The sequence below is a fragment of the Lysinibacillus sp. NPDC095746 genome (assembly GCF_044763535.1).
GTDB lineage: Bacteria > Bacillota > Bacilli > Bacillales_A > Planococcaceae > Lysinibacillus.
Map to the genome: position 1 here is coordinate 33,476 of NZ_JBIWGL010000019.1, position 17,524 is coordinate 50,999.

Annotated in this window: 20 protein-coding genes and 1 pseudogene; 5 read left to right on the top strand and 16 right to left on the bottom strand. The window is 32.7% G+C overall.

Annotated elements, in window-relative coordinates:
• Positions 1 to 298: 298 nt before the first annotated feature.
• Positions 299 to 724 (bottom strand): 3-hydroxyacyl-ACP dehydratase FabZ, encoded by a 426-nt coding sequence (fabZ, locus tag ACIQ7N_RS14990; protein WP_132357947.1) that lies wholly within the window; start codon positions 722 to 724, stop codon positions 299 to 301.
• 377 nt (positions 725 to 1,101) lie between these two features.
• Here fabZ and ACIQ7N_RS14995 point away from each other — a divergent pair, with 377 nt between their 5' ends.
• A complete protein-coding gene (locus ACIQ7N_RS14995) occupies positions 1,102 to 1,722 on the top strand; it encodes a LysE family translocator (RefSeq protein ID WP_049665446.1) in 621 nt (206 codons plus the stop codon).
• 44 nt (positions 1,723 to 1,766) lie between these two features.
• On the opposite strand, the gene ACIQ7N_RS15000 is transcribed toward ACIQ7N_RS14995, so the two are convergent.
• The 4 genes from ACIQ7N_RS15000 to ACIQ7N_RS15015 form a co-directional block, all read right to left on the bottom strand.
• Positions 1,767 to 2,309 carry a GNAT family N-acetyltransferase gene (locus tag ACIQ7N_RS15000; RefSeq protein WP_402933430.1) on the bottom strand — a complete coding sequence of 181 codons (543 nt, stop codon included), beginning with the start codon at positions 2,307 to 2,309 and terminating at the stop codon, positions 1,767 to 1,769.
• 414 nt (positions 2,310 to 2,723) lie between these two features.
• Positions 2,724 to 2,897 (bottom strand): hypothetical protein, encoded by a 174-nt coding sequence (locus ACIQ7N_RS15005; protein WP_402933433.1) that lies wholly within the window; start codon positions 2,895 to 2,897, stop codon positions 2,724 to 2,726.
• A gap of 579 nt (positions 2,898 to 3,476) precedes the next feature.
• A complete protein-coding gene (locus tag ACIQ7N_RS15010; RefSeq protein WP_402933436.1) occupies positions 3,477 to 3,824 on the bottom strand; it encodes a YkgJ family cysteine cluster protein in 348 nt (115 codons plus the stop codon).
• Between the two features lie 373 nt (positions 3,825 to 4,197).
• Complete coding sequence (locus tag ACIQ7N_RS15015; protein WP_402933439.1) at positions 4,198 to 4,599, bottom strand: hypothetical protein; 402 nt, start codon at positions 4,597 to 4,599, stop codon at positions 4,198 to 4,200.
• Positions 4,600 to 5,151: 552 nt separating this feature from the next.
• Between ACIQ7N_RS15015 and ACIQ7N_RS15020 the strand changes: the two genes are divergently transcribed.
• Positions 5,152 to 5,331: a hypothetical protein gene (locus ACIQ7N_RS15020; RefSeq protein ID WP_132357957.1), complete on the top strand. Its 180-nt coding sequence runs from the start codon at positions 5,152 to 5,154 to the stop codon at positions 5,329 to 5,331.
• A 344-nt stretch (positions 5,332 to 5,675) separates the two neighbouring features.
• On the opposite strand, the gene ACIQ7N_RS15025 is transcribed toward ACIQ7N_RS15020, so the two are convergent.
• From ACIQ7N_RS15025 to ACIQ7N_RS15040, 4 genes are all read right to left on the bottom strand, one after another.
• The gene (locus tag ACIQ7N_RS15025) at positions 5,676 to 6,545 is read right to left on the bottom strand and encodes a hypothetical protein (protein WP_402933442.1); all 870 of its coding nucleotides are present in this window, start codon (positions 6,543 to 6,545) and stop codon (positions 5,676 to 5,678) included.
• 342 nt (positions 6,546 to 6,887) lie between these two features.
• Positions 6,888 to 8,060, bottom strand: a complete 1,173-nt coding sequence (locus ACIQ7N_RS15030) for an ATP-binding response regulator (RefSeq protein ID WP_402933445.1) — start codon at positions 8,058 to 8,060, stop codon at positions 6,888 to 6,890.
• Positions 7,997 to 9,415 (bottom strand): hypothetical protein, encoded by a 1,419-nt coding sequence (locus ACIQ7N_RS15035; protein ID WP_402933448.1) that lies wholly within the window; start codon positions 9,413 to 9,415, stop codon positions 7,997 to 7,999. Before ACIQ7N_RS15035 ends, ACIQ7N_RS15030 begins: the two co-directional genes overlap by 64 nt.
• A 315-nt stretch (positions 9,416 to 9,730) precedes the next feature.
• The gene (locus ACIQ7N_RS15040) at positions 9,731 to 10,141 is read right to left on the bottom strand and encodes an NUDIX domain-containing protein (RefSeq protein WP_402933451.1); all 411 of its coding nucleotides are present in this window, start codon (positions 10,139 to 10,141) and stop codon (positions 9,731 to 9,733) included.
• Between the two features lie 167 nt (positions 10,142 to 10,308).
• Between ACIQ7N_RS15040 and ACIQ7N_RS15045 the strand changes: the two genes are divergently transcribed.
• The gene (locus ACIQ7N_RS15045) at positions 10,309 to 10,413 is read left to right on the top strand and encodes a YjcZ family sporulation protein (protein WP_132357963.1); all 105 of its coding nucleotides are present in this window, start codon (positions 10,309 to 10,311) and stop codon (positions 10,411 to 10,413) included.
• Positions 10,414 to 10,778: 365 nt separating this feature from the next.
• Here ACIQ7N_RS15045 and ACIQ7N_RS15050 read toward each other — a convergent pair whose 3' ends face one another.
• Complete coding sequence (locus tag ACIQ7N_RS15050; protein ID WP_402933587.1) at positions 10,779 to 11,333, bottom strand: GNAT family N-acetyltransferase; 555 nt, start codon at positions 11,331 to 11,333, stop codon at positions 10,779 to 10,781.
• Positions 11,334 to 12,085: 752 nt separating this feature from the next.
• Between ACIQ7N_RS15050 and ACIQ7N_RS15055 the strand changes: the two genes are divergently transcribed.
• Positions 12,086 to 12,220: a hypothetical protein gene (locus ACIQ7N_RS15055; RefSeq protein ID WP_256469521.1), complete on the top strand. Its 135-nt coding sequence runs from the start codon at positions 12,086 to 12,088 to the stop codon at positions 12,218 to 12,220.
• A 149-nt stretch (positions 12,221 to 12,369) separates the two neighbouring features.
• Here ACIQ7N_RS15055 and ACIQ7N_RS15060 read toward each other — a convergent pair whose 3' ends face one another.
• The 6 genes and pseudogenes from ACIQ7N_RS15060 to ACIQ7N_RS15085 all read right to left on the bottom strand — a co-directional run bounded on the left by ACIQ7N_RS15060 (position 12,370) and on the right by ACIQ7N_RS15085 (position 16,813).
• Positions 12,370 to 12,945: a hypothetical protein gene (locus tag ACIQ7N_RS15060; protein WP_402933454.1), complete on the bottom strand. Its 576-nt coding sequence runs from the start codon at positions 12,943 to 12,945 to the stop codon at positions 12,370 to 12,372.
• Positions 12,946 to 12,979: 34 nt separating this feature from the next.
• Positions 12,980 to 13,456 carry a GNAT family N-acetyltransferase gene (locus ACIQ7N_RS15065; RefSeq protein ID WP_402933457.1) on the bottom strand — a complete coding sequence of 159 codons (477 nt, stop codon included), beginning with the start codon at positions 13,454 to 13,456 and terminating at the stop codon, positions 12,980 to 12,982.
• Positions 13,457 to 14,105: 649 nt separating this feature from the next.
• Positions 14,106 to 14,717, bottom strand: a complete 612-nt coding sequence (locus ACIQ7N_RS15070) for a class I SAM-dependent methyltransferase (RefSeq protein ID WP_402933460.1) — start codon at positions 14,715 to 14,717, stop codon at positions 14,106 to 14,108.
• A 203-nt stretch (positions 14,718 to 14,920) separates the two neighbouring features.
• Positions 14,921 to 15,067: pseudogene (locus ACIQ7N_RS15075) on the bottom strand (3-oxoacyl-[acyl-carrier-protein] synthase III C-terminal domain-containing protein); the annotation flags it as partial.
• An 87-nt stretch (positions 15,068 to 15,154) separates the two neighbouring features.
• The gene (gdh, locus tag ACIQ7N_RS15080; protein WP_132357967.1) at positions 15,155 to 15,940 is read right to left on the bottom strand and encodes a glucose 1-dehydrogenase; all 786 of its coding nucleotides are present in this window, start codon (positions 15,938 to 15,940) and stop codon (positions 15,155 to 15,157) included.
• Positions 15,941 to 15,955: 15 nt separating this feature from the next.
• A complete protein-coding gene (locus tag ACIQ7N_RS15085) occupies positions 15,956 to 16,813 on the bottom strand; it encodes a RhaT/GlcU family sugar-proton symporter (protein WP_248719045.1) in 858 nt (285 codons plus the stop codon).
• 483 nt (positions 16,814 to 17,296) lie between these two features.
• Here ACIQ7N_RS15085 and ACIQ7N_RS15090 point away from each other — a divergent pair, with 483 nt between their 5' ends.
• Complete coding sequence (locus ACIQ7N_RS15090; protein ID WP_142508002.1) at positions 17,297 to 17,443, top strand: YjcZ family sporulation protein; 147 nt, start codon at positions 17,297 to 17,299, stop codon at positions 17,441 to 17,443.
• Positions 17,444 to 17,524: the final 81 nt, after the last annotated feature.

Sequence of the window (17,524 nt, forward strand, 5' to 3'; positions counted from 1 at the left end):
TTAGAACTTCTTTTATTCGATCTGCTTGAGATGAAAATCGCCGTTGAAAAAATAAACATTCCAGTACATAGCCACATTGTTATCCCATCCCATTGACCGTTGAATATTGTAATATTTGTGAGGATGATAAATTGCATGACACAAATTGCTATATATAGAGCTAAGGGATAGTTCATGAAACCGCCTCCATTTCGAAGTCTCCATTTATTATATTATTCAATAAATACTGAAAAAATTCTTTCAATAATGAACAAGAGTACTGCAAAAAAATCATTGCAGTACTCTAAATCGGATAGGCTTAACTTCCAAATGCGAAAATAAGCTCTGTTTCACAAGCTATTTCTCCGTCAACTGTTGCAATTCCTCGCCCTTTACCAATGGCACCCTTTAAGCGTGTAATTTCTACTTCAAGACGCAATTGATCACCAGGTTTAACTTGTTTTTTAAAGCGACAATTATCAATACCTGCCAGTAATCCAAGTCGGCCTTGATTCCCTTCTTTAGTGAGCATAATAATGGCACTTACTTGAGCTAATGCTTCGACAATTAACACACCTGGCATCACTGGATAATTCGGGAAATGTCCATTAAAAAATTCTTCATTGATCGTTACATTTTTAATGGCTACCGCTCTCTTCCCCTCTTCTAATTCCAATACTCTATCCACTAACAAAAACGGATAACGATGTCTAATAACTTCTTGTATTTGTTGAATATCTAGCATAAAAAACCTCCAATAATATTGTCACCTAATTCTATCATTAATTATTAGTACTTGGTACTACTTTAAGTTTAAATACGAAATAAAAGCCACAATCCCATGGATGTGACTAATATATTTTGTATTAATAATCTTGCTTTTCATATCTCAAATAATCCGAGGCTGCTCCTAGTGCATCAACAGAAACACTATCTCCCAACATTATACAAATATAATTAAATCATTTTCTGATTTTTATAAATTGTTGTTTTCACTTCTTTTCAACATTTCATTATCGACAGGTATATAGAAGATAGCATATAATATTTTTTGCATTCAATAAGTTAATTATATTATTCTCTTAATTGAATGTTTAGTTTATTAGAATAGGATGGATAAATATGTTATCTTTTATTGCAATAGTTCTTCTTTTATTTTTAATTCCTGGTCCAGCTGTTATCATTACCATTACGCAAACGTTGAAAGGTGGTAAAAAGAACGGTATTTTCACAGCACTAGGCATTGGATTAGGTGATTTAGTTCATACGTTAGCAGCTGTATTAGGGTTATCAGCAATTTTAATGAACTCTGCCACTGCATTTGAGATAGTGAAATATATTGGTGTTGCTTACCTAGTTTATTTAGGTATTCAAATGCTCTTAACAAAACCACAAAAAATAGAAAAACCAACTGTTGAACAAAGTTCGGCAAGTTCTTCGTTCCGACAAGGTTTTTTAGCGGAGATTTTAAATCCAAAAACTGCATTATTTTTCTTAGCGTTTTTACCACAGTTTGTTCAGCATAATGGTCAATCGATCACTGTTCAATTATTGATTTTAGGCATTACTTTTGTTGTCATGAGTGCTTTATATACTATTTTGTTAGCTATTATTACAAGCTTTATTGGTGAAAAAATTTTTACGAAGACATCAAACAATGGCTCACGTTGGATTGAAAAGGCAGTTGGTTTCGTTTATATAGGTCTAGGCGTTAAATTAGCACTTCAAACTCAAAGTAGATAATATATAGTTTCTTAGGGAGAACACGATAAATACGTGCTCTCCTTTTATATTTCAAGAACAAGTCCCATTTCAACTCTTACTTCTTTTTTTTCAATATCATTATTGGAGTAACTTAATAAATCACATCCAATTAGTTGAAATCCATGCTTTTTGTAAAATTGAATTGCAGGATAATTAGAAGTTTGGGTTTCTAAAACGATCGCCCTTACCCCTATTTCTGTTGCTCGCTTTTTCACCAAAGCCATGAATTTACTTCCAATTCCTTTATGTAGATGAGATTGATCAATATGAATATCATTAATTCTTAACACATTATGCCACTTCTCTTGGCTGATGCTAACAATTCCAACTTCTTCTTTATTTAATTCAGCAATATAGCATTCAATATCTTCTATATGATCTTCAAAAATTTCTCCTTCCAAATACTTGTGAAACGGGGTTTCGAAATGTTTTAACGTAAAATCAATTACCCAGCCATTTTCTCGTTCTTTATAGACAACATCATAATAGTTGTTGGAGACGTATTGATAGATAATTTTTTTCCCGTTAGGATAGTGTTCTTTATATATCCTTTTTATTTGAAACAACTTTAATCACCCTTTTCATAGTTCTTTACATAATCTTAGTGAAAATTGGTATAACTATAAACAATTAGAAGATTTACAACTTGAATAACTGATTACATTCTTTATAACCACATTCGAATTTTTGATCACTTGTATACATGAGTCCTGTTCAGTATCCATTTCTCGCTGTACAAGCTTACTTCTACTTTTCGCAAATTATCTGGGCTCCAAATCATTATAATTTTATCACAATTGAATTAATAAATTTCTTATGCAAACTCGTCCTCGGCATAATTACGTTTGGAATCGCTTGTGCTTAGGCATGAGATGTTATTTGCGGAAAGCGTAGTACTAACGTAGCGGCAGCGGCACTATGTACAAGCTTATAGACCCTTAGCAAACCAAAGTCTATAAGCTTGATGTAGCCTATTCTATTTATTGTTTAGGTGTATTTGCGGTTAGTGGATTACTGTTTGCAACCAATTGTACTGGTGTCGTGCCTTGTTGAGCAGACTGTGTCATTGGTTGTTCATTATTCATTAGTCCAAAGCGTTTCATTACACCAAAAATCGCCGCGCCGCCTATAATGCCCCATGCTAAAAATCTCACTGACGAAAACCTCCTTTCTCCATACTGAATTTTTAAAACAGCTTTAGTATTGGAAATCCTATGCGGTTTATACTGTGTTAACTGAACGAGTTTTTTGTTCATTTTACAGATTATTTGTAAAAATCACAGAATACAGTAGAATAAAATAGGATAAATTTCAATTTAATATTAAAATTGCTTCAATAGATGAAATCCCACAAATAGAAATATTATATGAAGAACTGTTTTTAGAAATGTCAAAACTCCAACCTCAATACATAGCTCCTGCTAAACAGGATGAAGAGTTTCTTAATGGGAGAAAAATTAGGTTGCTGAATTACATAACAACATTGTAGGATTTTTAAATTAGATTTCTTGGAGTTAAGGTTTTACCAGAAACTATTGGCGCTATTAACTTGTATGACAAACATGGATTTATTGAACTATGCTAATAGAGCTTTAAAGATATGTATGATATTAGAGCCTGCGTTAAACAAAGTGCGAAAGCATAGCGACAGGTACATACGTTTGGTCAAGAAAAGTTATCTAAATCAGCAATCATCTCACCACATATAATGGAGGGAAATTCTGCTGGAGAAGTTAAATAAAATCTTTCCAAGTAAAATCAATACTTAAAATACCAATTGGAAGTTCGGTAGCACTATAGTTTTTTTCAATGGCCACTTTTGGTTTACGAAAACATACAAGATTATTATAATAACCAAAAGCTCTGCAAATAGACGGACGTACCGAATGAATGCCACATCGGTCATTTATTTCGTCATAAAATATGCAGGTTCCATAAAAACGTTGTTGATTTTTTAAATCTTGGCGCAATTTTTTAGGCATCACCTTAATTTTCTTTTTTATTTTCTTTAACTCTTGTTCTGTAATTGGAACAGGCCCACAACATATCCCTCTACAACCTTTACAAGGTAATTCTTCCATAAAACAATCATCTCCTAGAAAAAGCAAGTGTTTTAATTCGTGTTTTTTAATTGGATTCTCTAGTTCAGTAACTCAATTAAGTCAAAAAAATAGGACTCTCCTGGCCAGGAGAATCCTATTTTACACTTTAAATTAATAATTGTAAATTATAGCATAAATGAGTTTTTTTGTCAATTTATTAGTCTACATAATTTCTAGTATCTAGCATCATATTCAAAATCCTCTTAAAACATCAGCTTTAAAACCTATTTAATAAGTTCTGGTCCTTCAATTTACACTTTATGGAAGTCGCGCAATTTAATTTAACCTTTAATTACGAATAAAGGTTTACAATTTATCAATTAACTTCTATGGTAAAAATGTAAGAAGAACTTCATTTTTTCCATCTTCCAGAGATAATATATATATACTTGCCTTTTTCAATGGGTGCAGAAAAAACATTTCCCTCAACTTTTATTTTTTTACTTTCACCCAAATGTTCCATTTCTACCTCTATTTCATCAATGGGTTGTTTCTTAAAATTGATTTTTATTTCACTTTGAGGGGATACAGAAAATGGAACAATTTTATTATTATCAATAATTGATGATGGAGAAATTTTATCAACACATTCTGAACCTGTAAATTTACTCCAACAATAAGTACCTTGTAATACTGTTATCTTTTTACCTTCTGACAATACAATTGGCTTAGGTGGACCAGCATTAAGTAACATGATAATCAACAGAAATGCGACAATAAAAAAAGTAATTATACCTATCTTTATAGCTTTCATTTAAACCCTCCTACCAGTATCAGAAAATTTAAAAGAGCCTCAAAACATTCCTTTCAACTTATATTACCATATAGGTAATTTTTCGTGGTTAAAATATGTGTTTTATATGGAAAAGTAGCATTTGAAACTAATTTCACTTATTACCTGTCATTTTGTGAGTTCCCTTGATGCGAAGGAAGTCTCCTGTTTTAACGCTCTCTCCCCAAAAATGCCAGCCAAATTTTCCTGTTATTTTTTCATAATAATGCCGTTTACCATTGAAGCTATTTTAGATGTGAAATACTCGCTTTCTTGTCATTCATTTTCTTTTGTTAGAACTTATTCAACAAGTTTCGAACTATTTTCATGTTGAATTATGTCGTTGGATTCTTTATGACTACTAATACCAATCTACAAATTGTACCGAAAAATTCTTTTCACTTATTTTCCCTTTTATTGTGTAACAATTATTTATCATTTTTTGTTACAAAATTTATCCTTGTCATTTCCGTTATATTCTAAGTGTAATTGCACAATCTAAACTGTAACTAAACAATAACGGAGGTTATCTCAATGAAAAAATTCCTATTTATCGGAGCAATTTCAGCATTCCTGTTAACTGCTTGTTCTTCTCATGATGAAGCTCCGGCTAGTGAACAAGCGGAAGCAAAAGAAAAAACCGTCAATGCTGAGACAAAAGAAAATCTTGAGAAAAGTTTTTTATATGAATCGGAAGATCCGTTTACAAAGTAATTAAAGAGGACAGATAACTAATTAAGGTTATCTGTTCTTTATCGTGTACTTTCCAAATACATCCCATCACTGAAATCTCTTCGTTTAAAAAACACGTTATGGTTAATCGTTTTGGAGACTACTAATGTAATAAATCTTATCATGTGGAATTTAATCAATAATTTATTTTCCTTAATTTTTAAAAAACTAATGGATTTAAGAATAGAAGAACAACTTGATGTACATAAAATTTTATAGAAAACACCCAAATAAAAAAATAGATGTCGATTTGTATATATTAGAAAAAGTAGCTACTCAAGTTGAGCGCTACTTATTCTAATACCTTGTGTTTTATTTTGACTTCTTTAATAAGCAATTATGCCTATATTTAGTAACGCATCTTCTGAAAACCAATTTGGACTATGCGAATTTCTTGTATGTTCTTTTCCATTCGCTGAATTATAATAATGGACATCATATTCCTCTTGATCGTGTCTATAAGTTTCTTTTTCAGGTTTATTTTCTTTTTTAGCCAGAATATAATAAGAATATTGTGTACGTGTAGATTTATAATACCCATTTAAAGAATCTTCTAGTACTGCATTGCGGAAACTAATACCCAGTGAGAATAATAATACACCTACTGCAACGATAGGGTGCCCCCATATTATAGTAATTGTAGTAGCGACTACAGAAAGGGCCACATCCTTTTTAAAGTCAAATACAAATTTATCAATTATATCTTTTTTGCTTTTCCCATATAAAGAACCACATTGTTTTAGTACCTCCATACATTTAGACGAAATAAATGAATAAGGTCTAGGAAGGGTAGTCCCCTCAGCTATTGATGACTCTTCTTTGATAAAATCATTAACATTATAGGTTTCTTTTACATTACTTTCAGTAAATATTATTTCTTCTGACCTAGATTGTTCAACATCAAATATCTGATTGTAAATAATTTCATCAGAGTATTCTCCATCATCCCCCATCAATCTGCTCGAATAATCAATTAATTTCCCATTTAAATAAGTATTAACTCGAAATTCACTATCATTGATAAGGTATTCTAATTCAGTTGTATTTCCTAACTCATCTACGAAACTTTCAACATATCCATTACTTATACTTTCAGGAATTGATGATATTTCTTCAGCTTGAGTTTGTAAAGGTTGTAAAAATGTTGATAAAAATAAAATCCCAACTAAAAAAATAGTGAAAATGCTACGCTTCATAAAAATCCTCCTTCTACTTTTTATTACTAATTCAAATTTCTGCATAATTAAGTGGGAATCTGCGTTTCATAAAAAAATCTACCCTCCCATCATTTTCCACTTAATATAAATTTCTACAAATATTCCACAATTCCTCTGCGTTATTAAATATTATTTTAAATCTAGTTGAAAAAGGCCTTGAAAAGCGTTGAACCCTAACATCAAGCAAAGTAACGTACCCATAAGTTAAGTAACCAAAGAATGCTGGAAATAAAAAAAATCCACCTCATATAAGATGGATACTTCTAATTATTTTAATTGTTTATGTTAAATGTTCATTTTTATATTTCAGAACCTTGGATATCAGTAACTGTTCTGGAGTAAGGGAAACCTTGCTGCCTCCATTCGAAGCCTTTCTTGTGCAGATTGTCTAACATCGGTTAGTGCTTTTACTCTTGATCTTAGCTCTAAAGCGTCCACAGGCTTCGTGACGTAATCATTAGCACCAGATAAAAATCCATTTTCAATGTCTTGAGACCGACTTCTTGCCGTAAGGAGTAACACCGGAAGTTCTGTTATTGAAAATTGCTGACGAATCGCACGTACTAATTCGTACCCTGACATATTTGGCATCATCACGTCTGAAATGACTAAATCCCACTCTCGAGACATTAATATTTCAAGAGCTTTACTACCACTTGTAACCGTTACTAGGTCGTATTTTTCTATTGAAAGTATTGTTTCGATAACTCTTAAGTTCACTGGATCATCATCGACGACCAAAACGCTAGGTCGATTTGCTTCAATGATTGAATGGTTTTCAATTCGATCATCGAATAGAATTGCAGAAGCCGTTCCTGTTGATTCTCCCTTCACATTTGATAGTAGAGCCTCATGTTCTGTAGCATTTTCCTCTTCAGGTAAGTCTGATATTGGTAATGTAAAAGTAAATTCAGACCCTTCCCCTACAACTGAATGTACCTGTAATGTTCCCCCATGTAGTTCAACTAATCGTTTACTAATACTAAGACCTAGCCCAAATCCGCCTTCAATCATTGCCTTACTAAGGGTACCCTGCTCATATGGTTTAAATATTCGTTGAATGGTGTCCTCATCAATACCAATACCAGTATCCGAAATCACAATTTCAGCCATACCGTTTTTCACATGGCCTACTATTGTCACTTCACCCTCGTTCGTGTATTTCACCGCATTATGAAGAAGATTGAAAACAATTTGAATAACTCTATTTTCATCAGCAACTTTTTTCGGAAAATTTTCAGGGATTTGATGAATAAACTGAATCTGCTTACCTGCCCTCATAACATAGAGCATATCTAATACACCCGATACAATTGGCTGAATCGAAAATGTTTTAAGGTTTAGTTTGGGATTATTTTCTTTTAAACTCATTACATCTAGTAAATCATTTAACATTAGTGACATACGCCTTCCGACAGATAGCACTGTTTCTAAATCCTTGACACTTTTGTCACTGAGCACACGATCTTCTCTTTCCAAAACAGCTTTTGACATGTAAGGGTCCCATGAAGTGGATTGCGTAATTCATGAGACGTATTGGCAAGGAATTCATCCTTTAATTTATCTGTCTTTTGGAGCTTAATAGCAAGTTCTTTCGTTTCGGAATGGACTTTAGCATATCCTTTAAACCATAAAATAGCCAAACAAGCCACTGTAATAACAATATCAAATGGATACATAATTATTTTAATGCCAAAAATAAGAAGTAAGCCATCCCATATAAGATTATTACCAAATGCTAAAATGGCAAAAAGTAAAAAAATATTACTTTTAATCTCTTTAATTGATTCTCGCATTACTGTTAGTATCGTTATAACGATCGGGATTCCTAAAATCATAATAAAAATGCCTTGATTGAATACTACATAGCGAGTAGGTAGTACGATGGTCAATAATGATGCGATAGCACAGAAAATACTAAACAAGCGAATATATTTTCTCACATGCCGAGGTAACCAATGTTTTATGCATTGAAGCAGTGAAAAACCAATGCCAATCATAGAAAGATGAACTAATTTAAAGGCCCTATCGTAACTAATCGGTAACCAATAAGATAATAATTTATCATCGCTTCCTAATAAGAAATAAACCATACTATTAATCGATAACAGAGAAAAGTAAAGCAATCTTCTTTCTTCCATAATTCCTACAAAAAATAAAATAATGGAATAGATAGCATGTAGTAAAAAAACTACTGCTACTAGTTGTTGCATATTGATCGACAGTTGAGTTTCCCGAGCTAATATATCTTCTTTCCCTAATTTAATGGAGCGAACAATTCCACCGTCACGAGGGTCCTTATAGTTTGAAGCTTGAACAATAATTTCGATTTCTTTGTGACCGTTTGCTTCAAAGGAAGCAGTATATGGAACATTTCTGGCAATCGTCTTTTCTGCATCCTCCCCTATTTCACCCGATTTTGCTAACGGCCGACCATTTACATATAAAACTGAAGAACTTCGCACACTCGGAACTCGAATACTATAAGTAAAATTGTCATCTGGATTGACGAGTAATTTTAAACGATAAGTACCGTAACCATAAGGGCTCCCCTCTCCCTCTTGTAAAGAAGAGCTCCAACCTTTAGGAACCTGTATGTATTTTGCATGATTCTTCGTAGATTCGATATGCTTTTCTTCACTAATTAACCAATAATAAGGATAAAATTCCCACTCCCCATCAAGTGTAAGAGCATGACCATCATTAAAATTCCAATTTCTTAAATCCATTTGCCCTTTAACAGCATGTGGTTGATCTTTATTATTAAATAAGTTCAGCCATAAAATTCGTGAGCCTGTTAGAAAAATGATAAACAAGCAAATGATGAGAACAATTTTTCTCTTTTTCATTAGGAATAATTGTCAAAAGGTAGTTTATGTTTTTCTGTTATAACACAAGCTCCTTAGGCAAAACCACACCTCCTACGATATATTATCGTATCAGAGTTACCATTACTTTTAAATCATTTCTTAAATTAAAACCCAAAATTTCACAATGTCTTCGTATTGACCTTTTATACAACAGAATGAAGGCTTATTGATATCGGCTGTTTAGGTATCACTGAAAGTAGTTACATGATTTTAGGCTGGCACAGCATGCTAAAATGTAGCAGCTCTCACTATCATACGGAGTACCATCCATATCAAATAAATTTCCTTCTAAAATTATGATAGCTTTAACTGTTTAACAGTATAATCTGTTGTTATTGTAATATTTTCAGGTAATTCGTCTATTGCGAACCAATGTACTTTTTCTAAAGCATGCGGTTCTCTATTCCGTACTTCCCCATTCGTAATACGAGCAGCGAAAGTAGGTGCTACATAATGAATATCTTCAGTTTGGATAATATGATTGGTCACACAAACTAATCCTGTTATTTCGATGTCCACTCCAAGCTCTTCCTTAATTTCTCGTATAATCGCGTTTTCTATTGTTTCCATATAGTCAACCTTGCCACCAGGTAAACTCCAACAGCCGGCTTCAGGTGCTTTTTTTCGTAAAACAAGTAAAATTTTATTTTCCTCATTCTGGATAACTGCTCCCACGCCAACCTTTGGTAATTTTTCATTTTCCATTAATCTTTTCCTCCTCTATCAAAACTAACCTCTATCGAAAGTTTGTCACTTTTTTAACAAAGGTCTTTTTATCTTAATTGCAAATTTATTTCTTTAAGTTAGATGATTACCTTCTCTCCATTTTACTGCTTTGAGTATTATATATTGTAGAAAGGAGGTAAGTTATTATGAGCTATTCAGGTAATGGTTACGGCACAGGGTCCGCTTTTGCCCTAATTGTAGTATTATTTATTCTTTTAATTATCGTTGGCGCAACTTTCATTAGTTACTAAAAAACGACACTACCAAAATCTTAATTGCTCATACTTTTCCTAGAGAAATAATAATTTATCCCTAACCTTCTAAAAATACTCAGAGTCACTGTCCTCCGGTGACTCTTTTTCTTTCTAAATATAACATCTAAGGACAAAAGCAATAACATAAATAATATATTATTACCACGAATGCTTTTAAGTAATCTGCTGAATCTACACAATTTTCAACATCGTTTATTCATTAAAAAAACTTTCCCTCCTTTATTTAAATAATTAAACATTCCTATTATATCAACTTTTAGGAATATTAAGGGGGTCGAATTTTTCGCGAGAATCTCCGTTATTACATCGTTTTTATGATAAAAACCAAGACAGTCATTAATCTATCTTGGTCCTGCCATTTTATGATTTTCAACCTTTAGTAAAGAAAAGATATTAGTATCATACGGAACACCGTTTTGGTGCATATAATTTTTTAATATCCCTTCTTTTTCAAAGCCTAATTTGGTTAATAGTTTATTGGAAGCTTCATTTTCAGTAAATACAATAGCTCCAATACGCATTAAATCCATTTCTTGAAAGCCGAATGATAGCACTCTATTTACAGCTTCCTTTGCATACCCTTTTCCCCAGCTTTCAGGAAAAAGTGCATAGCTGATATCAGCTCTTTTATGCTCAGTAGACCATTCTTGAAAACCAATAGTACCAATAATTCCTTCTTGGTCTTTTAATGCAATTCCCCATTTTATACCACGTTTTTCATCATAAATCTGTGAAAAATTGTTAATGATTTGTTTAACCTGCTCTAAACTTGTTAATGGATTTTGCCCATAATGGCGTAATACATCGGCATTAGAAAAGCAATTTAAAACATCTTGGGCGTCATGTTCAGTAAGTTCTCTTAACACTAATCGTTTTGTATTTAAAACAGGAAACATCATCTTCTCTCACTTTCAAATAAGGTATTATTTAATTCTATCTAATAAAACGAGAGTTGCAAAACTATTTTTTAATAATTAAAATTACTATGTTCATTCAATAAATTTTGCAAAAATAAAAACTTGGCCGTTGCGATTCTAACACTAATGGAAATGAAAATACAAAGTAACTCTTAATTGATTGATAGTGAAATGGTCTCTCCATCTAATCAACTTCTTAAAATGTTATGCTCAACTCGTAGCGCTGAATTAACTTATTTATCATTACTTCAGGATTAATCCCACCATACATAAGGTGATTGGCCCTGCGTTCATTCCTCTGTACAACATAGTATAAAGAAAAAAGGAAGTATCATTTATTTGTTGCTGTAATAGTAATCGCACACAATGTCCTTTGATAGCACCGTATTCTCTATCACCATTAATACAATTGCGCCTTATTAGCCCTTAATTATGGCGCTTGCTTTATGGGCCTAGACGAAGTGGGTAATCCCACATTCCAGTGTATAGGTATTACTTTCAAAATGATCGAAAAGACAACAGTAGAAATGGATGCTGGTATATGTTAACCACATTTTGAAATAACAGTAGAAAGTCGTCATTAATCCCTTCTTCCAGTGCCCTTAGCTGTATATTAACGTTAAAAAGTAAATGTATTATAAAGGCTGTTCCGTATTGATAAAGTTTTTTATAAAATATATTACTTTTCTTTAAATAATCCTGCTATAAATTTTTATAAGGAGGGGATTGTTTTGAGTTATCCATCTTATGGAGTCAATTCACCCGGTGCAAACTTTGCCTTTGCTATTGTTTTATTCGTGCTATTGATTATTGCCGGTCTTGGCTTATTTTATTTATTAAGAACTTTAGTATGGACTAGTGCGTAGTCTTGCCTATTATCACAAATACTCAAAAAATAAAGTGTGTTGGATTTTTACAAAATCTTCATAAAATCAATTCAAAGAATGGGCAACCGAACTATAGAAACTACGTTTGGTTCCATTCTAGGGCTTACGTATACACGGAAGTCCTTTTTTCATGTTTTCAAAAACACGGATGTACAACCTTGTCTTTCTAATAAACTTTTAAAAAATATTGATTTTAATATATTTGGATTAATACTCTTAATTTCTTCAATAAACATTTTAGTTTTATTGTTAATTTCATTCGTAAGCTCTTCTTTTTTAATCGGAATATCGTGAAAGGAACCATACATAGCGCCCCTTAAAAATTTATCCTCTAGACATATTAGGCTATTCAGTGAAGATCCTATTTCACAATCCCGTTTTGTTACTTTTATTAGATCATTTTTTATTTTAAGCTCCAACCAAGACGAATTATTTTCTATATATTTTAAAGCGATATAATTGTGATGATCTAGTAATGTAACAACATCATTTAATCGTTTAAAGTGAGTAAGAATAAGTTCAGAATAAATTCTTTTGGCTGATAAAGGGATATTATCCGGTGGGTATGGAATAAAATTGTGTCCACCTACGTTTAGGGTAAAAACACCATAAATTTGATTGTATTCTTTGTCGAAAGTAAAAATATCTAATTTCCTTAATTCGTCAACATCATCCTCAAAAATCTCATATTTAATTTCGAACAATTTTAGTCACCATCTTATACAAGGTATTTTTTCGTCAAATGTTTAATTTCATTTTTCTACTCACGCTATTCATTTCAAAATGTTTATAAAAATCAATAGCTTTCGTATTGAATTCCCAAACGTTTAACTCAATTGAATTAACCTCTCTTTCTTTAGCCCAAGTTATACATGCAGTAAATAATATTTTTCCAATTCCTTTTCGCTGTAGTTCAGCTTTCACACCAAAATCGTGTATGTACGCATATTTTCGGGGAACAAGCGACTCGAAAGATGGAGAAGTTTCAACACTTATGACTACGAAACCTACTACAATTTCATCTTCCTTCGCAATTAGAATATCACTCACTTCGTTGCCAATTAGTTCTTTATAATAAGTTTCAGGCATTACTGACTCCACACTTTTAAAAATCGTTGGTTCCTCCATCACATGCTCTTCATGCCCTTCTTTTACTAACTCATTCACAGGTAAATAATCTTCATCTGTTGCAATCAAAACCTTGATTGTCATCATTTAAGCCCCCTCATTTTAATTTATATTAAGAAATCATGGTATTAAAGAATATGGAATTTTTAAGGATCGTCACCAAAACGTGTGGTTGATTTCCGTTCCGGCTGGGCGCTTTCCTGGGGGGCGTCCGATGAGCCGCTTCGCTTCGCTGCAGGGTCTCATCTGTGACGCTGATCCCCAAGGAGTCGCCTAGTCTCCACTCCAATCAACTATTTACATAGTAGACGTTTTAACTAAAGTCATCCATAACTTTTGGTGATAAACCATTTTTCAGTAAATTGATCCTTAATATTACCATTTTTAGTTAGAAATTATGAACCTAATTTAAAATCAAAGTCGCAACAATTTTTATTTCTGTTTGTAATATTGAAAAATCACGTAGATATATTAGGATTATTAGCAGATGGTGAGATATTATTTGGTCATTTATATATAGCACCAATTAATGGAACTGGAATTGTGTTAGATAGATTTTTTTAGAAGAAAATATATTTAAGACCCCTATTTTCATTTAATACTACCAATATAGAACAAGCATATGATTATATATAGGGGAAAAAGTCGAATTAACAACAGAAATTGAGCATAACCAATCATTTAATGGTTTGCACATGTTGCAACTTGTTACATAATATAAGGCTGTTTCGTACACTTAATTTATCTTTCCAATTATTATTTTCCTATACATTCCATTTAGCATTAAAGATGTATCTTCTTTTACTACTATATTTTCAGGTGATATTTCTTCAAAGCTTCGGCCAATATCAGTTCCTAATATGCTAATAATGGGTCTTAGCAACATTTTGGGTATGGACAGTTTTTTGTTTTTAGGGACAAATTTATCGAAAACTATTATTTCCCCTTCTTGCTTTAATACCCTTGTCATCTCTTGAAAACATTTAGTTGCATCAGGTACTACCGAAAGGATTAAACTAGCTATGACATAGTCAAACGTTTCATTTTCAAATTCAATATTTTGAGCATCCATTTCTAAGAATGTTATTGTAGAATTTTCGAACTTCTTTTTTGCTTTTCCGAGCATATCAGGTGAATAATCAATAGCCGTTATATTTAGGTTAGCGTGATTTATCAGCTCTAAATCTGCTCCTGTTCCTACACCAACAAACAGGATCTTTTGTTGATCATTGAATGGTATGGATGGAAATATTTGTTTTCGAGCATTTAAAAATCCCCCTGAATTAAAGAACTTATCGTAAATTGGAGAACCAATCTTATAGATAAATTTATTCCAAGAATTATTCAAACGTCTTCACTCCCACCACATAAATTATCCCTTCTTAATCCTATAATACATCCAATCCTTTTCCTTTTGTAAAAAATCTCCTATTTAACCTTAGACGATGAGAAAAAAAACGATTATTCATTTTCATAAAATGAATACCGGTCTTTTGTTTATCATAAAAAATTTGTGCATTAAATTAACAAGGATTAAACATTTTCTGGACATCACTTAATGATAAGTCCAGCATGTGTTAGGCCACCACCAAACCCATAGATTAATAAAGTCTCCCCATTATGTAATTTTCCTTCGTTTATACCTAACTGTAAAGCTAATGGGATAGAAACAGCCGAAGTATTACCCATATACTTTAATTTCAAACCTCAACTAAGTTGCTTCTTGACAAATAAAAAAGGCATCAAGAAGTAGAAGCCCTTGAAACCTTTTTTAGTACGATTTTCTTATCCTCTACCAGCTTGGAATTCCGGATATAAAGTCATTCCACCATCTGCAAAAAGAGTAATGCCGGTTACATAACTAGCTTGAGATGAAGCAAGCCATACTGCGACAGCGGCAATTTCTTCTGGCTTTCCGATATACCCCATCGGAATCATACTTTCCACATCTGCACGTTTTGCTGGATCTGCAAATTTTTCTGCATTTATAGGCGTATTGATCGCTCCAGGTCCAATGTTATTGACACGAATTCCTTTTGGAGCATATTCTAACGCTAAAGTTTCAGTCATTAATTTTATGCCTCCTTTACTAGCGGCATAATGCACAAATAAAGGCCAAGGAATTTTCTCATGAACGCTGGACATATTGATAACAGTACCTTTAATATCGTTCTCTACGAAGTATTTAATCGCTTCTCGACTTCCTAAAAAGGCACCCGTTAAATTTGTATTGATGACTTTATTCCAATCACTTAACGGCATTTCATGAGAAGCTACTGGATTTTCTATACCCGCATTATTGATCATTACATCGATAGTCCCAAACTCTTTTATAGCTGTTTGAACGAGATTGATGACATCCGCTTCAACTGTAACATCACCTTGTACAGCAATGGCCTCCCCACCGGCTTTTTTAACCTCTTCCACTACAGCATTTATATCCGCCTCATTTGATCGATAATTAATAACTACTTTCGCTTTTTCTGCAGCGAAGCGAATGCCCATTGCTTTACCTAGTCCCGTTGCAGCACCTGTAATGACAACAACTTTTCCTTCTAAATCTGGATACATATAAGGCCCTCCCTTTTATCTTTTTGCAATCCCTAACATAATTCCAGCAGCGACTATAAAAGCGATACCGATGAAAATGGCGATAAGTTGTCGCTTTGTTTTTTTCTCACCTAATATAAAAATTCCGCCTAGAGTAGCAATGACAATCCCCATTTGGGAAAGAGAAAAGCTTGTTGCGACCCCCACACGTGGCTGAGATATAAATAAAAACATATTTCCCGCAGCCCATATCAAACCCGGAATAATATTACGAAACGCATATTTGTTAAATGGTTTATGCTTAAATGTTAATAAAACTCCACCTATTACCATCCCAATTGCTTGAGGCAATAAAGCAGACCATCCACTTACATTAAATAAGCGTACTACTACCACATATACTAAATATCCAAAAGTGGAAACGAGTAAAATTAAAATTCCTTTTTTCAAATTGCTTCCATGTTCTTCTTTTTTCTCTTCTGGATTTGGAAGAGATGTAAGAACGATACCAATTAATATACTGATAAGGGCAAGAATTCCTAATATAACCGACATTGTTGTCGACCATTCATGGAACACAATGACACCAAATAAAGTTGTTGATACTAATTGTAAACCTGTTGAAATAGGCATTGTTTTGGAAACACCTATTAAATCAATACTTTTCAATTGGTTTACTTGCCCTAATGCCCAAAAGAGACCGGATACAATCCCGACACCAAACACTATAGGAGATAACTCAGGCTTTACAAAAAAGTAAATACCTATAGAGAAAATAAGTGCACCAAATGTTGTTCCAAGTACTTGACTATAGGGTCCGCCACCAAGCTTGACGTTAAATAATACAATACTTCCCCAAAAGAGAGCTGGTAATAATGCTAAGATAATGTCCATTTCTTTAAACTTTTCACCTCTTTAAATACTTTATTAAATTCTGATTGCGTGTCACTCGATATACTTTTTTATAATGCACTAAAGGAAATTTTTTATACTTTTAGTTTAGAATCACTTTTTAAGTTTGTTAGGCAAAACTTTCACTTTCGTAACGCAAAATAACCAAGACAGCACTTAAGCTATCTTGGTTCAATAGTTAAATCATAATTGCAGGTGGATCATTTACATTCCTTTTTATTTCTTATACTAAGGCATTCCACTCTGCAAAAGTAGTTATCTCATCATAATAATATAGTAAGCTAATTTTTTAGCTTCACCGCCTTGAATTGTTACTAAGGGTCACTTGGTGGCCCTTTTTTATTTCTCAAGTTTATTGAACATTTTCCTAAAATATCCAATTCTAAAGTGCATTTTTGTAGGATAAATACCTTTCCCACTTTCTAAAACGATACATATTATAGGAGTAGAAAGGAGGAATGCATCATGGGATGCTTCGGAAACTATGGCAATTTTAACAATTGTTGCTACGGAGGTTATAGCTATGGAGGTGGCAATAACGGTTCAACATTTGTTCTAATTGTTGTTCTGTTCATTCTGTTAATTATTGTCGGCGCTACTTTCATATATTAACCTTTATAAGAAAAATTCTTTGGAGCTATTTAAAAACAACATACTGGGTGGAAATTTTTTCTTATACCAGTTCATTCAAGG

Bases quoted from the DNA above. Each gene is read 5' to 3' on its own strand.
- ACIQ7N_RS15045 (WP_132357963.1), top strand. From the start codon at position 10,309: ATGAGCTATTCAGGTAATGGTTACGGCACAGGGTCCGCTTTTGCCCTA.
- ACIQ7N_RS15050 (WP_402933587.1), bottom strand. From the start codon at position 11,333: ATGTTTCCTGTTTTAAATACAAAACGATTAGTGTTAAGAGAACTTACT.
- ACIQ7N_RS15090 (WP_142508002.1), top strand. From the start codon at position 17,297: ATGGGATGCTTCGGAAACTATGGCAATTTTAACAATTGTTGCTACGGA.
- ACIQ7N_RS15020 (WP_132357957.1), top strand. From the start codon at position 5,152: ATGAAAAAATTCCTATTTATCGGAGCAATTTCAGCATTCCTGTTAACT.
- fabZ (WP_132357947.1), bottom strand. From the start codon at position 724: ATGCTAGATATTCAACAAATACAAGAAGTTATTAGACATCGTTATCCG.
- ACIQ7N_RS15025 (WP_402933442.1), bottom strand. From the start codon at position 6,545: ATGAAGCGTAGCATTTTCACTATTTTTTTAGTTGGGATTTTATTTTTA.
- gdh (WP_132357967.1), bottom strand. From the start codon at position 15,940: ATGTATCCAGATTTAGAAGGAAAAGTTGTTGTCATTACAGGTGCTGCA.
- ACIQ7N_RS15010 (WP_402933436.1), bottom strand. From the start codon at position 3,824: ATGGAAGAATTACCTTGTAAAGGTTGTAGAGGGATATGTTGTGGGCCT.
- ACIQ7N_RS14995 (WP_049665446.1), top strand. From the start codon at position 1,102: ATGTTATCTTTTATTGCAATAGTTCTTCTTTTATTTTTAATTCCTGGT.
- ACIQ7N_RS15030 (WP_402933445.1), bottom strand. From the start codon at position 8,060: ATGTCAAAAGCTGTTTTGGAAAGAGAAGATCGTGTGCTCAGTGACAAA.
- ACIQ7N_RS15040 (WP_402933451.1), bottom strand. From the start codon at position 10,141: ATGGAAAATGAAAAATTACCAAAGGTTGGCGTGGGAGCAGTTATCCAG.
- ACIQ7N_RS15035 (WP_402933448.1), bottom strand. From the start codon at position 9,415: ATGAAAAAGAGAAAAATTGTTCTCATCATTTGCTTGTTTATCATTTTT.
- ACIQ7N_RS15085 (WP_248719045.1), bottom strand. From the start codon at position 16,813: ATGGACATTATCTTAGCATTATTACCAGCTCTCTTTTGGGGAAGTATT.
- ACIQ7N_RS15015 (WP_402933439.1), bottom strand. From the start codon at position 4,599: ATGAAAGCTATAAAGATAGGTATAATTACTTTTTTTATTGTCGCATTT.
- ACIQ7N_RS15065 (WP_402933457.1), bottom strand. From the start codon at position 13,456: ATGATGACAATCAAGGTTTTGATTGCAACAGATGAAGATTATTTACCT.